Origin of the sequence: Arenibacter sp. ARW7G5Y1, assembly GCF_003201775.1 — a bacterium.
Classification (GTDB): Bacteria; Bacteroidota; Bacteroidia; order Flavobacteriales; family Flavobacteriaceae; genus Arenibacter.
This window is the reverse complement of the sequence record NZ_QJJZ01000012.1, coordinates 14,525-30,411: the sequence shown is the minus strand read 5'-3', so window position 1 is coordinate 30,411 and position 15,887 is coordinate 14,525. Positions and strand designations below refer to the sequence as shown.

The following is a 15,887-nucleotide window of genomic DNA, read 5'->3' as shown; positions in this document are numbered from 1 at the left end:
GAGGTAATTAAGGAGCAGTACGCACTACTCCTTAATTGTTACTTCATTTAGATGATGAATAGTGTTCTGTATTTTTCCCTTTAATTCATTGCCATGGGAATCCGTAACCTTGTACGTAATTTTCATGATATCTACCGGGGCAATGTCGGGTAACAGGAGTTTTACTTTTCTTCCATCCTCGGTTACCCTCACCTTCGAAATATCGAGCGTTTTAATATTGTATCGCTTGGAACCGTATTTATGGCTCCTAAGTAGTTCCCAAGTTTGCACTTCGAAATTAGAACCGACTTCGGTTTTTTCGGCATCCAATTTGGAAGCGAACGTTAATACCATACCGTTTTTTTCGGCACTTAGGGCAATAGGTACCGACAGTGGTTTTCCTGTATAACGAAGCCTATAGAATTCGCCCCCTTTCATATTTTGGGAAGTTCCCCAGGCCGACATTCCACACGCATATAAATCCCCATCCTGAGGATTGAACCTACCTCTCATGACCCCGGTAAGAAACTTTACTCCCGGAAGGTCCACTACTCCTGCCTGTCTTTGTCCCATAACCTTTTCATGGAGAACCAGTTGGATCTTACCGTATCCATATGAAAAGCTTAACAATCCTTTATCCAAGGGTCCCCATTTTTTGCTGTCTACCCATAGCAGTTCTGAGGGCGACCTGTCAAACTCCATGTCTATCCAAGCCATTGGCTGTTCCATCCCCAATCTTGTAGTGTCTTTGGGTGGATTGTATCCCCAGATGTTTCCATAAAATTTTCCTTTTCCTTCTACCCAATTTATACGGTTCATAGGATTCCAGAAACCCTGCTGATCGGTGACTATAAAACTACCGTCAGGATTTATACATACACCGTTTGCAGCCCTAAAGCCATTGGCGATGATGTCCGTCTTTGTACCGTCTTTACTAACTTTAAGTAAAGTGCCGTGTTGGGGAACGAGGGCTTCCCTGGCATGACGACCACTTTTGGCGTAATAAAAGTTGCCTTCTTGGTCTGTCTGCAATCCCATGGCAAATTCGTGAAAATGATCGGTCACCTGGTGATCATTATTGAAATTCTCGTAAAAATCCGTTTCCCCATCCCCGTTAAGATCGTTCAATTTTACAAGTTGGTCCCTGCAAATGACATATATTTCGTCTTCCACTACTTTGATGCCAAGAGGTTGAAAAAGGCCAGAGGCAATTCTTTTCCAATACAGTTTATCAGTATTGTCCGTAAGCCCTTTTACTGACCATATGTCGCCATCGGTGGTACATAAAATTCCAATATTGGCATCCTCAAGAAAATCGATTCCACTCAATTTTAATCGGCTGTCCCAGGGGTTTTCGTAGGGAGGTGTAAGTTGGTCCATTGCTATTGGTCCCTCTTCTTTCCCCTTGACTATGGCAGTAACAACTTCTTGGTTGTAATGCGGCTCCCCTCCGTGGAGATATTTATCCAGGTTTTCAGGGCCTGGGGCATTTTGAACTGTCTTGGCCAAATCCCTTACATCTGCTCCTGCTATGAACAATTTGATATTGGCAGCTGCGCCTTTATGGACTTCAAGGACAACGAAGCCATTGGAATTTATAAGGGTTGCTCCTTCTCCTTTAATTTTTACTTTTACATTTTGAGGTGCCACCCTCATTCGCAATACTTTATCTGAGGGGTCAATGTTCAATGTTCTAGTAAAGATTATTTGCCCACTGGATTGCTCCATACCAAGCCGTTCCAGAATGTTGGCTTTTCCTACGGTGTAGGAGATAATGATATTTTTACCACTGTGGTAAATTCCTTTATAATGGGACCATGCTTTTGGCAATGGGCCAAATCTTCGACCATCGCGGGCCTTGAAACGGGGGTCTTGAAATGATCCGGTATCTGGATTTGCCCATGCCGGACCTACCGGGGTTTCAAAATGTAGTTTACCAATGGTTCTAGGGTAGGTTTCATGTTTGTCGTTCAATAGAATTCCTTCCCAGTCTATAAAGCCGTCTCCGGACCAGCCACCTGCCACGCGCATCAGGTCGTGGTCGAATATCATCCAGGCATTTCCTTTGGAAACTCCGCCAGGACCGTCGTCCAGTCGGACCGCTATTCCTTTATAGGCAAAATTGTTCTTTAAATAATTTTCGTCTGCGTAGGGTCGTGGTCCGGGCGAATGAAATCGTTTAATTCCGGTTTCAGAATCTGCCAATTCATAGGTGTTGATTAAAAAATTGCCATAATCCATATCGGACCAGGGATGATATGGTTTGGACTCGGGACCTTTTGAGGTTCCTTTGGGCAAGCTGGACAAATACTCGGAATCAACATTAAAATAAGCAGTTTCGTTTTGGTCCTTGACATAATTTTCCCTGATAAATGCGATAACATCATACTTCTCCTGAGGAGTTAAAGCCATTTGTGGCGGCATTAATCCAGCTCCCTTGGTTATTGTTTGGTACATTGAATAAGGGTCGTTGCCGTACTTGAAGGGTTGTGCCCAAAATTTAAGGGAGTTGGGAATAGATCCTTCCACTTCTGGCACACCGTGACAATTTATACAGTTCGAGTTATAAATTAGACTACCGCGTTTAAGGGCCTTTCCATCGAAGGCTTCGATCATTCCTTGGTGATCAAGGTCCTTTTCATAGTCGTTTAAATCGGAATCGTCTAGGACGTAAGCTATCTGGGATTGGTCAATTGGACCTTCTTGGTCAACAGACCTTGTTGCGGTTAACCTAACTTCTTCTCCATTATATGTACCGGTACCTGAAAATAAATTCTCCTTAAATTCACCGTTTATCGTAATTGTTTTATTGTTAAGCACAATGTCCATGGTCATGGAACTGCCTTCAATAGTTATATTATGGATAGAGGTTTCCTTTAATTCCTTAGAAACCATGCTTCCTATATAGTTATCGCCGTTTTTTTGAAGTTTAAAAGTGCCCGTATGTATATCCTGTTGTGGTATATGAATTTCATAATCCCAAATGCCTTGATATTCCCTTTCGGTTGAACAGTTAAGACAGGTACTGAACGCAATGAACAACGAAATAATAGATAGAATTTTACTTTTCATATGAAAATCAATGTGTGTTAATTTATACTTCTTTATACAATTATATCTTAAGGAAAATCCCAGTTTTCCGAGCCTTATGGACGATCAAAAACTTTTGTAATTTCTTCAAGTGTGCTGTAGGTTGTTAGATAGGTTTGGTAATACGCTCAAATTATCCAAATTAAATTGGGTATTAGGTATGGATATTAGCTTTAAACTGTACTATTTTGACAAATTGAAACAAGTAAAAATAGGAAATATGTAATTGTTCCATAGCCAAGTGGTTGATTGTCAGTATCTATGATCGTATATAGTGATGGGCGTTTTACTTCAATTGTTGCTGTCAATGGTTTGGCCACCTAAAATATGCATGTATTCGATTTTCATTTGGAACAAATAGGTTAGTTATTTAGAATTGCTTGGCATTGTGCTTTGTTGCAATATTATTAGATGCACTAGGGTTGTGGCAGAGATGGTGTTTCTTCATTTTTCCTATACCCATCCAAGTAGCCTTTTAAAATGAAAATGGTCCTTCAGGGATAATTTCCCAAAGGACCATTAATTTTTATATTTGGAGTTTTATCCAAACAAAACCAGGGCAGACAGTCTATAGGCCGGTAATTGTATAGGTCTTGTCTTTTGTGGTTTTGAATTCCACTATACCGTTCTTAAGTTTTTTTAGCTTGATTGGCGTGCCATCCGATAGAACTTTTATTTTTCTATCTGTTTTTAGTTTACATGGCATACCTGCTTTTGACAAAATCTCCAGGGATGTTAGAGCTTTGTTCTTCCAGCTAAAATCGAGTTCAAAACCTCCTCGGGCACATACGCCATCAAAATGTCCATCGGTCCATTCGGAGGGAAGTGCGGGCAACAAATCTATATACCCCTCATGGGATTGTAGCAACATTTCCGTAATTCCTGCTGCTACGCCCAAGGAACCGTCCACTTGAAATTGTCCTGCACATATGGCAAATAATGAAGGAAAACATTGTTCCTTTAGATAGCCTTTAAAAACTTTATTGGCTCGGTCTCCGTCTCCCAATCGAGCCCATAGGTTGGTTTTCCAAGCTCTGGACCAGCCCGATGCGCCATCGCCCCTTAATTCCAGAACTTTTTTCACGGGTTCAATTAATTCCGGTGTCTTGTTCACTGAAATTACCTTTCCGGGATATAGGCCATACAAGTGGGAAGCATGTCTGTGGTTTTTCTCCATTTGACCATAATCTTCCGTCCATTCCTGAAGGGTTCCATCTTTGCCTATTTGGGAGGGTACCAAACGTTTTCTGGCTTCAAGAACTTTTTTTGCATAGTCAATGTCCTTGTTTAGGATTTCAGAAGCTGATCCATAATAGCTGAATAGGTCCTTTAGAACTTGCATGTCTATGGTAGATCCTGCAGCAATGGTAGTAAAGTAGTACATTCCTGTTATTTCATCATAGAAATATTTATATCCCTTTCCCTCTGGAGGATTTTCTGGAGAATTGGACGGATTGGTTACCAACCAGTCCTTACCGGGATACTGAACAAGGAAGTCCATAAAGAAATCTACCGAGCCTTTCATGATTGGGTATATTTCTTTCAGATATTCCTCGTCTTGGGTAAAGAGGTAATGTTCCCACATATGGGTGGTAAGCCATGCTCCCCCAACGGTAAAGGTACCCCAGGTAGGTCCATCCATTGGAGCTGCAACCCTCCAGAGATCGGTGTTTTGATGAAAGACCCAGCCACTGGCGCCATAATGCTCTTTGGCTACTTGGGCACCTTGATCCGTTAACTCCTTTATCATAGTGCTCAAAGGCTCTGATAGTTCCGATAGGTTCCCAGATTCAACGGCCCAATAATTCATTTGGATATTGATATTGGTGGTGTACTTGGAGTCCCATGCCGGATTCATATCATTATTCCATATACCTTGTAGATTGGCGGGTTGGGTACCCGGCCTGGATGAGGAAATTAGAAGATATCTTCCAAAATTATAACAGAGGGAGGCCAACTGTGGGTCTGGGTTGTTTTGGGCATTGCCCAAACGCTCATCGGTCGGTAAAAAAGAACTTGGGGTGGTCGGCAAGGTTAAGGAAACCCTGTCAAAGAAACCCTTGTAATCGGTCAAGGCACTTTCTTTAATTTTGGTAAATGTATTTTGATCCAATTTCGCCAGCATTTCTGCAACCCGAGCTTGTTGGTCCCCACTTACGTCCTTGTAATTCACAAAATTAGTGGCGGCTACAAAATAGAGGGTTACGGCATCTGAATTTTTTATACTTAGAATGGTGTCGTCCATATCCATACTACCGCCTTCTGGATAGGCCTTGATCTGTGCCTCATATTTTAATTTGCCTTCAATGCCAAGATAATCGGCAGATTTCCCTGTAAGCCGTAATTGGCCATTTCCAATACCGTCCATTTGAAAGTAGTCCGTGGCATAGTTGGAGTGGGCAGAATTTCTGACCCCTCGCAATTCGGCGTCAAATGAAATACTACCAGGTTTGTCCGCTGTTATTCGGATGGCAATGGTTTGGTCTATGGCAGAGGCAAATACTTCTTTGGTGTAGTTTACATTGTTTACGGTGTAGGTGTCCGTAACAATTCCGGTTTTTAGGTCTAGGGATCTTTTGTAGTTTTCAACACTATCATTGCCAAAGAACAAATGTAAATTGGCCATGGATTGGTACTTCATTTGTTCCACAGGGTATCCCATCATGGTGCGCCCAAAGAGCTTATGTGCCTTTATGGGTTCCCCGTTAAATATGAGTTTCTGAATCTCAGGTAAGTGCTTATAACCTCCTTTTACCACACTATTGTAGGGACCTCCTGTATAATAGGTGTCTTCATTGAATTGTATTATTTCCTCTCCATATTTGCCATATACCATTGCGCCCAGGCGTCCGTTTCCAACAGGAAGGGCCTCTTCCCACTTGGTTGCGGGTTGATTGTACCAAAGCACTGTGGCAGGATCAAAAGAAGCCTGGTCGGTTTTGGACAGCCGGTCCTGATTTGTGCTATTTTGGGCAATCAAAAAATTCCCCATAAGGAAGGTTGTACAAAGTAATAGTTTTTTTAAATCCATAATGTGTATTTGTTAATTGATGCTGCTATTAAATTTTTGTTTTATTATGAAACTCAATTTTGAGAAGTCAGTAAGACGTACTTAAAATTGCAAGTTGAACTACTCCCGCCTTTTTTGGCGGGATCTAGGTTCAATACCTCGACCCTAGGGTCGATTCCTATTATTGGGTTCAGGGCCTGCCTTTGTCGGCAGACAGGCCTGCCCTGAGATTTAATACCTTTTATTACTACGATGAATCTTTCAGTCCCTTATCAACTATCCAATTATTTGATGGTGTTTTGGTCGTTAAAATGATGAAGGCTATACAGGTTCATTTTTTTATCTATTCTAGGGGGTGCTACTTTGTTTATGATAAACCTTGACCTCATTTATGCCATTCCAGTCATCGGTTTCATTTCCACGGCCAATAATCTTTATGAAACGTGCTTTTCTGGAAATGGAATAGGTGTCAAAAGCAGCTGTGGTTTTGGTATTGGATAAACCTTGTTTAACTGCCAGATAGGTTTGATTGTCCCTAGAGATTTCTATGTCAAAATAATTAAACTTTGTCTGTCCATTTTTAAAGTTGATCCCTAAATCACAAAGCTCATAGACTTCCCCTAAATCATAAAGGAGGTATTCGCCATCCCCTTTGGCAGTCCATGCTGTAGCAGGGTTGTCGTCCAAAGTGTTTTCTGGGTCGGTTGTGGAACTGGATTCCACTGAAATGGGGGTAACTTCATCACAAGTGGTATTGGCTACCTCTGGCCTGCCATCCGGGAAATACAAGGCTATAATGTTTTGAATTCTATTTACAGCTGCCAGCCCTTCAGCTTCACCGTAGTCATCCCACCATTTTTTAAGGAAGCCGGGATAATAACTTTGTGAAGCATGATCATAAAAGGAACTGTTCAGGATTTTGGTTTCAGGGAAATCTTCCAATCCAAAATTCCTAAATGTGGTGTTGTCCAAAGGGACTATGGTTTTATAAAATGATAATTGATCGTATACGGCAGTGGATTTTTTTAAATTACTGTTATGTATTTCTGCTTCCAAGTTTTTAAGATCTACAGGGTGAATTCCCCAAAAATGGATAAGTGGGCGTAAATCATATCCAGCTGCCTGAGACATTCTTAAGATTCTATCATCTGTTGGAATCTCGTTTACGCGGTTGGGGAACGAATAATTTATCTCTCCTCTGTCCCACATTTTACTAGTGTTTGCATAGAAATGCTCAATAGCTTCCCAGTTAAAGAGTCGGACTATGTCCGCATATTTTGCATGCCCCCTTGGTTGGTATGAGAATTCTTGGCGGTATTCACCAGTTTTGGAACTCATGGGGTTCCCTGTTCTGAAATTTTCAGTGATCATCCAACTTATGGCAGCCTCCTCAATGGAATGTGATATTCCATAGCCGTTAAAGGATTCTTCAAAAGCCTTGTTCAGCTCTACACCAAATTTTTTGTTATGAACAGCTACCCAAAGGAAATTGATCATAGATTCAATTTCACCCTTAAACTTATAGATTTTTTCTGCGTGTCCCTGTTCGTGGAACAATACATTGGTCAAATACCCTCTTTCATTTCTGGGACCATCTGTTAAATAGCTGCTGTGATAACCTTGGTAATCAGCATAAGGGTCGTAATCTACATTTGATTGTGGATACCCAGGGAAGTTTGCCTTGCCTCTTTTGATGACGTCTACTTGCATGTAGATTACCGTCTTGGATCTTAGGAGTGGCCGTCCAAGAAGTGTTGAAATGGCATCCATGGCTATATCCCAATCATTCATGGTTGTTTCAATGCCATCAAAAGCATAAATCCATGAAGTTGGTACCTGCATCATTACTTTGTCCGTTTCAATATCCGTCCAGGGAGCAGCGCGCAACCTTTCTACATTTAACCAATCGCTCAAACTTGTCTTATTGGCTACGGTTCTTGCATAATAAGGGGAACGAACCACATTCTCTAAGGTAATATTAAGGATGCCCAAATCATTTTGATATGGTATATTTATATATACACCGCCTCCCAGCGGATTGGCAATGGTAGTTGTAGTACTGTTTATTGTATACTTTGTTGTTACGCGATCCATTCTTTTAATGGTCGGTTTTTTGGTTAAATCCCAGGTATGTGCACCCACTAAAATCGTTGCCCCAATACCCACCAATGACGATGGAACGGTTACTTTTGCAATACTTCCCGGTGCCAAATAGCAACCTGTTGGCCTCCTTGCATCTTCGGTTTCATAGTTGGCCGGTGTACCTGGTTTACGTACATGGGTTCCATTAATTTTAATAGTGAAACTTTTGGAGGCATCAGCTGGTGGTGCAACCGATCCTGGGAAATAAGAAGAGGTTTTAAATAATCTATTGTTAAATAATTGGGGATATGCCACTAGGTTGGCTTCGGTGTACGAGTAATCAATGACAGATTGCATAATTACCAACATTAAGTTCTCAAGTTCGTAACCCGATGCTGTTCTGTCAAAACCTCCTTTAGTTCTATTATTTGTAGTAAATAGACCGCCGTATTTGGATTCGTACAGTGCAATTGCCTCTAAGCCTAATTTGATAACCTTAATATTATCAGTAAATAATTCACTTTCCTTGGCAATAGCACTGCCCAATGCTTCCAAATCGGTTGCCGATAATGTGGTTTTACCTAAAAGATGCCTTTTAACTTTTTTTAATTCAACTAAAAGTCCAGTATTGTCTGGTGCATTAAAATTGGTTGCACCAAGTAAATAGGGATCTTCAAAGGTGTCGTGGTTTACCTTGTTATTGTAGGTCCACAAAGAATTGGAACTATTCCCTGTTTTTGCGGGTAGAAGGACCATGTTTGCCAATGGGCCGAATGTGTTTGCAGTGCTATGGGCCTTCTCCAAGAACAAGTCATGAGCAAAAATTGATGTTGTTAGTGCTAACAGGTGCAAAGTTAACAACTGTTTGAGCCATAGGTTGTTTTGCATATCTAAGCTTTGTTTAAATTATGGTTTAAGAAGCTTACAATTGGTTTATTAAAATAACTTCCGTTATAGAAAATCCTTAGTGTTTTAGAGGTACAATATTATAATTATAAGATATAAAACAAGCATAACTTATTGGCACAATACTATACTATTTCAATAAAAAAGGATCCGATGCGGGGTATGGTCATTTAAAGAGAAATAGCTGTAATAGCTTCAGTAAAATTCCAGTTTTAAACACACCATTCAATTCTTACGAGTAAAATCCCACTGTGCCAATAGTTTTGTTTCAGGATCCAATTTTATATTCTTAGGTTCTGATTCGCAGGGAATCGATATTTTTATTTTTCGCTTATTTAGTTGTATTATTTCCTTTTTTATAGAGTTGTTTTCTTGGAAAAGTATATCCAATTCCAGGGGCATATTAAAGGTGAATTTTTTAGGCTGTATTTGGGTCAATTCAATTTCGACGGCCTTATTTTTAGAATTATAACTCCATGTGCCTTTAAGATTAATGTTGCCCCCTTGGAAAAGCCATTGGTTAAAAAATTGGGTAAGATCCTTACCCGATGCCCTTTCTAGGGCCATTCTAAGGTCCATTGTGGTTGCATTTCCATTATAAAATCTATGATAGTAATCCCTTATTCCCTGTTGAAAGGCTTCTTCCCCAACATAGTTGCAGATCATATGGGTAATCCATGCCCCTTTTTGATAAGTAAGTCCAGAAGAAACCTTTTTCATATCCGTAAGGTTATCATGCACTATTCGGTAATCCTCATTGTCTTTGGATAAATTGAAAACGGTATTCCTTGATTTTTTTAATTCCTCCACAAAGGCATCCTCTCCATAGGCATGTTTAATAAACCTCATAGTGAAGTAGGTGGTAAGCCCTTCGCTCAGCCATACATCGTCCCAATCGTATTCGGTAACGGCATTGCCGAACCATTGATGGGCTATTTCATGGATCACTACATTTCTCCACCGAATACTTCTATTCCCATCAACCGATTTGTCCCCGTATAATATGGCCGATGCGGCTTCCATACCCCCACCAACACTATTGGATTGAATGTTGGCCAGTTTCTCATAGGCAAAAGGCCCAACGTAATTGCTGAAAAATTCAAGGGCTTGCTTTGTAGGGGTTGCAAAATCATAAAAGCCGTTTACTCTATCTTGTTTGTAAACCCAGGTTTGAATGGATTTTCCGTTAAAAGTGTCTACGTATTGCACGGCAAATTCAGCAACACCCAGCACATATAGCCAACAGGCAATGGGAACCGATTGTTTCCAATGGGTCAACTTTTGTCCATCGTTTAAGATGCTTTCCTCCATTTTTAAGCCGTTGGAAACCACTTGATATTTAATGGGGGCGGTAACAATAAATTCGCAGGTAGCCTTGTCGTAAGGATGGTCTACAGTTGGCAGCCAGTTTCTGGCCTTGTTGGGCCAGTTATCACTAAAAAATGTTCGATCCCCATATTTGTTCGGAGCAATCTTTAAACCTTCATTTGGAATTCCTTCATATTCTATAGTGATGCTGCGCTCTTCGTTTTCGCTGATAGTTGGCAGGTTTATAAGGAGTACGTCCAAATCATGGCTGTATTCCAAGGCCTTGCCATCTGATAGGATCTGTTTAACCAACATGCCCTTATTGGCCAATTTTTCACTTTTATTGATCAGGTCGAGGCGCAATGTTTTGATGCCCTCGGTTTTAAATTTAACCAAAAGGGTAGCGGTTGCCTTAATTACATCGGTCTTATCGGATAAGGTGATGTCAAAGGTATAGTGAACCACATCTATATTCGGGTTTTTGGGATAATTATCCGCAAAGGAGGTATACGGAGCGACCAGACAACCGATTAGCACAAGTGTCCTTATGATATTTTTTTTCCAATTTTTCATTTTATATCCTTTTTAAATTTTCAAATCAATAATATGATCTACACTTATTTTTTTAATATCAGAATAATTTAGACTATATGTCAAAGATTTACGACAGATTCTGATTCCTTGCATTCCAATAAAAGTTTGCTCAACTCCAGCACTTTTTGGGGGTTGCTCTCCCATAGATTGTTGGTTTCATATGGGTCCGTGGATAAATCATAAAGTTCCCCTAAGGTTTTTGTTAGGTCCTCGGAATCCCCTGGGACATCTCCCGATGTCTCACCTTCTATATATTTCCATTTTCCCATCCTAATGGCAAAAGTACCCTTATAGGAATGAAATATTCTTATTTGTTTGTCCGATTCCTCTACCTCTTGACCAAAAAAGGCAGGAAGTACATTGTAGCTGTCTTCCCCGCCGGCAGCTGTGGTTCCGGTAAGTTTGGAGAATGTTGAGAACATATCCGTTAAGCTAATTATTTGCTTACTGGTAGTTCCTTTTTTTATATGGCCCGGCCATCGGGCTATGAAGGGAACACGATGGCCTCCTTCCCATATGCTTCCTTTGTACCCTTTAAAATTTCCTGCCGAAAGATGGGTATTGGCACCTTTTCTAGGACCATTATCACTGGTAACTATAACCAAGGTATTTTTGGAAAGATTGTACTGTTCCAAGGTTTCCATGATTCTGCCAACACTCCAATCCACAACGGTTACCAAATCGCCCCTTGGACCTTCCTTGCTTTTTCCCTTGGCAAACCCAGGGGGTAAAAAGGGGATATGGGGAGACGATAGGGCAAGATAAAGAAAAAATGGTTTTTTGTTGTTGGTCTTTTGGGTTCTATCAATAAATTCAGTTGCCTTTTGTGTAAATTCCAAGTCTACATTTTCTTCAGACCAATTTGGAACCATCAATCCTTTTACCACTCCAGGAAGTTGGTCCAATGAGTCTGGTATTAATATGGAAGGAATGCCTACGGTGTGTTTGTTTTCTATAAATGTATAGGGAGGGTCGCTTGTGGAACATCCGAAAGTGCCAAAAAAGTAATCAAATCCCAAATCGAGCGGTCCCCCCGAAACTGGTTTGGTAAAATCAATATTCTCTTCGTTCTGCCTTACAATACCTGAATAATCTTCCGACTCGTTTAAGTCGTCCTGCAGCTCATACCCATTTTTTGTTTGCCAATTCAATCCTACATGCCATTTTCCTATACTGGCGGACGTATATCCCTTTTCTTTGAGTAAGGAAGCAAGGGTTGTTCTATCTTCATCTATCAAGGGAGTTTCGTCATAGCCAAGTAAAACAGCTTTTTTTAATCTTGTCCTCCAGGAATAGCGCCCAGTTAAAAGGCCATAACGGGAGGGCGAGCAAACGGAGGAAGGACTATGGGCATCGGTGAACATTATACCTTCCGAGGCAAGTTTGTCCATATTTGGGGTTGGTATGGCAGACTGGGGATTGTAACGGCCAACGTCGCCGTAACCCATGTCATCGGCCATGATGAATACTATATTTGGTAATTCCTTTGTTGTGTCTTTTGACTGCTTGGAATTGTTGCAGGCCAACATCAATAAAAATATGGTGAAAAGGCTATATAATTTATAGTGACAGCGTACTCCTATTTTTTTGCGTGTAATTTTCATTGTTCATTATAGGTTATTTATGTGGTGGGGATAGAGTGGCCGGACGAAATTCGGTCAATCCTTTTTCTTTAATGGTTCTTTCAACATCTTCAATTTTTGAGGGAACAAAGTCACTTAAATTTTCGACCCCGTCCTTGGTTACCACAACAACATCTTCAATCCGGATATAAAGTTGTTCCTCAGGAATGGGAAACATGGGGTCTATTGTAAAAACCATACCAGGTTTTAGGGGAATGTTGCGCACATTGCCTACGTCATGTACCGCCATGCCAACAGGGTGTTGAAAATGGGCAGTTGATGACAAGGCTTTTTCTACAGCTTTTAAATGTGAAGGATTTGCAAATGTTTTGCCAACGAGGTATTGTTTCATATCGGTAGAGGCAAGCTCTAGTACTTCACTAGAGGTAACCCCCGGTTTAATATACTTTAATAAGGCATCCCTATAGGCTACTACAAAATTATAAAGTGCGCTCTGTGCCTTATTGAATTTTCCATTTACCGGCCATATGCGTGTAACGTCGCTAGTGTAATAATGGTAATCAGGGGCATAATCCATAAGTACAAGATCACCGTCGTTTAACTTATCTGTCTTACGGTAATAGTGTCCCATACTGGCATTGGTGCCACCACCAATTATGGAAGCATACCCATCACCTCTTGCTCCATTTACGTGAAAAATATATTTTGCCGCAGCATCCAATTGATATTCATAAATACCGGGATTTGTAGATCTCATGGCTTCCATTATGCCTAGACCTGCTATCTTGGTGGATTTCCGAATTACCTCTATCTCCTTTTGGCTTTTGATGATCCTCATAGAATCCAAAATGGGGGAGAGGTCCTTAATGACAAATTGAGGGAAACGTTCATTTAACAATCCTTTAAATCTAGCCTCACGAGAGGGGCGGCCATCCCAGGGATCAGATGAAATACGGGCCTGCAATGCCAATAATTGGTCTCTACTGTCCGTGCCCTTTTCAGCGGGGCTTAAAGGTACGTAGAGTATTGGTGCAGGCGGTGTAATTAATCCGCTACGAATAAGGTCAGAGGATAAAAATTCCAAGCCCTTTACAAAATTGACACCCGTAAGCTGCTTTATCAAATCGGCATCTTCGGCCGAAAGGGTTTTTCCTTCACTGTTGTCCTTTCCCTTGTTTTGATGTGGTAGGTAAAGTGTAGAGGTTTTGTTTTTTCCATTAAGTAGTAAATATGAATGGGGGGACTCAATACCGCATAAATAATAAAAGTTATTGGACTGTCTAAAAATACCAAAGGAGGCGGTGCCTTCCGAACCTTGAACCAGTGCCAAAGCATTTGCGCCGATTTTATTGAAAATGATTTCTCTACGTTGGGAAAAATCCTCAGCAGAGAAATCAGTTTGAAAAGTGGGCTTGTTTTGGGCAAAACCAAGATGGGTAGATATGATTGTTAGAAGCAGTAATAAAGGAATCAATGCTTTTTTATTTTTTTTACATCTGGCGTTCATAATTTATCTCTTTTTATTAATGGTGGTTTGTTTGATCATAGATTCTATGCATGCATTTCCTAAAATTGATTTTCGACGGTATATTGGGGGGCAAATAGAAAATTTATTGTATCTGACCACTGTTTACTGAAATACAGATATCCCGTCTTTTTCATATTCTTTTTAGGCTAAAAAACAACCGGGTTTATTAGGCCCAAAAAGAAAGTGCATTAATAGGGGTTCCTATCTAGCCTTTATGGCTAAAGGGTTGGATTGGACGTATCTCTTCCTTTCCAGATTCTTTTCTTCCGAATATTTTGCTGTTTTGGTTCTTAATTCACTTAGAATTTTCGAGCCCTCGTATTCACTTATCAAATTGTGCATTTCCCGAGGGTCGTTCTTTAAATTGAACAGTTGTTCAAATTCTGGTTTTTTGTTTTTAAAATCTACATCCTGTTCCTCCCAACTCCATTGATGGTGTCCGTACATTCTTATATATTTCCAATCTCCCATTCTTATTCCTTCGCTAAAAGGGGTGTCCCTACCTGTAAACAGGCTTTCTAGAAAAAGTTCATTTCTCCATTCTTTTTCAGTGCCATCTATTAATGGCAGAAGACTTTTTCCCTGCATGTTGGCAGGAGGTTCTATTCCGGCATAGTCGAGAATTGTTGAGGTAATATCAAGACTGGAAACTAGATTATCTATTGTAATTCCCTTTTTGTCTTTGGGGAGCCTGGGGTCATAAATAAAAAATGGTATTTTCTCTACCATATCGTACAGAAGTGCTTTTCCGGACATTCCATATTCACCCATTAAAAGTCCATGGTCGCTGGCAAAAACAATAATGGTGTTCTCACTCAACCCTTTTTTTTCCAGGGATTTCATCAAATCTCCGATTACCTGGTCCATCCCCGATATTTGCTGATAATATCGTATATAATGTTCCTTACAGGATTCTCTGCTATAATCATAAATATAGGTGCCCGTAGCCCTTCCTTTACTTTGGTCCAACATTCTCTTGGGGATGTTTACATAGGGATCTGTACCTGTTTCAGCGGGAATAGTGATATCCACATCCCTATACATGGTATCATAGAAAGGTCTACCTTTTAATTTGGGGTATTCATTTGCCGGAATCCTAGCTTTTGCGGCCAATTCATTATTGGGGTACATGGAAACTATTTGGCTACCATGTGGAACTGAAAAACTGACCGATAGGCTAAAGGGTTTGTCCTCAGGAATCCCATCCAGGAATTCCTCAATTTTTTCGCCCATAATAGGTGTAATAATATCTTCTTTGGAATCGGCATAATCTTTACAATTCTCAAGTTCTTTAGGCCAAAATTCGGACCATCCGTCATGAGCGCTCCAAAAGTCGAATTTTTCGGAAGCCTTACCTTTAAAGGTGTAATATTCAATCCCGAATTTGCCAACAAACCCAGAATAATATCCATTGGACCTAAGGAGTTGGGGGTATGTCTGCATCCATTGGTCCTCGGTCAATTGATACTTGGTGGAGAAGCCAACTCCATGGACCCGTTCATACATTCCGGTAAAGAAAGATACCCTACTGGGACTGCAGACCGGAGCGGCAATATAGGTGTTCTTAAATCTGACCCCCTTTTTTATCAATTTATCCGCATGGGGTGTTTTTAATACGGGGTGCCCCATGGCACCAAAAGTATTGTCACGTTGATCATCACTTAAGAGAAAGATGATGTTGGGCTTCTTTTTTATTCGGTTTTCTTGTTCGTTCTTTTTAAAGGAAACGCTGTTGATCCACAATATAACCAATCCAGTAGTCAATATTAAAGGTATAAATTTATTAAACTTCATTATTAAGGATTTT

7 protein-coding genes are annotated in these 15,887 nt (G+C 40.5%); all 7 read right to left on the bottom strand.

All coding sequences use genetic code 11. From position 1 onward, the window contains the following. Positions 1 to 24: 24 nt before the first annotated feature. Positions 25 to 3,051, bottom strand: a complete 3,027-nt coding sequence (locus tag C7972_RS16400; protein ID WP_220020918.1) for a DUF6797 domain-containing protein — start codon at positions 3,049 to 3,051, stop codon at positions 25 to 27. Positions 3,052 to 3,637: 586 nt separating this feature from the next. Further along, complete coding sequence (locus C7972_RS16395) at positions 3,638 to 6,100, bottom strand: glycoside hydrolase N-terminal domain-containing protein (RefSeq protein WP_110357261.1); 2,463 nt, start codon at positions 6,098 to 6,100, stop codon at positions 3,638 to 3,640. Between the two features lie 327 nt (positions 6,101 to 6,427). After that, positions 6,428 to 9,049, bottom strand: a complete 2,622-nt coding sequence (locus C7972_RS16390) for a M60 family peptidase N-terminal accessory domain-containing protein (protein ID WP_110357260.1) — start codon at positions 9,047 to 9,049, stop codon at positions 6,428 to 6,430. Positions 9,050 to 9,292: 243 nt separating this feature from the next. Beyond that, complete coding sequence (locus C7972_RS16385; RefSeq protein ID WP_110357259.1) at positions 9,293 to 10,948, bottom strand: M1 family metallopeptidase; 1,656 nt, start codon at positions 10,946 to 10,948, stop codon at positions 9,293 to 9,295. A gap of 80 nt (positions 10,949 to 11,028) precedes the next feature. After that, the gene (locus C7972_RS16380) at positions 11,029 to 12,573 is read right to left on the bottom strand and encodes an arylsulfatase (protein WP_110357258.1); all 1,545 of its coding nucleotides are present in this window, start codon (positions 12,571 to 12,573) and stop codon (positions 11,029 to 11,031) included. Between the two features lie 13 nt (positions 12,574 to 12,586). Beyond that, entirely contained in the window at positions 12,587 to 14,059 is a 1,473-nt protein-coding gene (locus tag C7972_RS16375; protein WP_110357257.1) for an aminopeptidase P N-terminal domain-containing protein, read from the bottom strand. A gap of 222 nt (positions 14,060 to 14,281) precedes the next feature. Then, on the bottom strand, positions 14,282 to 15,874 hold the full coding sequence (locus C7972_RS16370) for a sulfatase-like hydrolase/transferase (protein WP_146216341.1): 1,593 nt from the start codon (positions 15,872 to 15,874) through the stop codon (positions 14,282 to 14,284). Positions 15,875 to 15,887 lie beyond the last annotated feature (13 nt).

Coding starts and splice junctions, on each gene's coding strand:
- C7972_RS16400 (WP_220020918.1), bottom strand. CDS start 3,051: ATGAAAAGTAAAATTCTATCTATTATTTCGTTGTTCATTGCGTTCAGT.
- C7972_RS16395 (WP_110357261.1), bottom strand. CDS start 6,100: ATGGATTTAAAAAAACTATTACTTTGTACAACCTTCCTTATGGGGAAT.
- C7972_RS16390 (WP_110357260.1), bottom strand. CDS start 9,049: ATGCAAAACAACCTATGGCTCAAACAGTTGTTAACTTTGCACCTGTTA.
- C7972_RS16385 (WP_110357259.1), bottom strand. CDS start 10,948: ATGAAAAATTGGAAAAAAAATATCATAAGGACACTTGTGCTAATCGGT.
- C7972_RS16380 (WP_110357258.1), bottom strand. CDS start 12,573: ATGAAAATTACACGCAAAAAAATAGGAGTACGCTGTCACTATAAATTA.
- C7972_RS16375 (WP_110357257.1), bottom strand. CDS start 14,059: ATGAACGCCAGATGTAAAAAAAATAAAAAAGCATTGATTCCTTTATTA.
- C7972_RS16370 (WP_146216341.1), bottom strand. CDS start 15,874: ATGAAGTTTAATAAATTTATACCTTTAATATTGACTACTGGATTGGTT.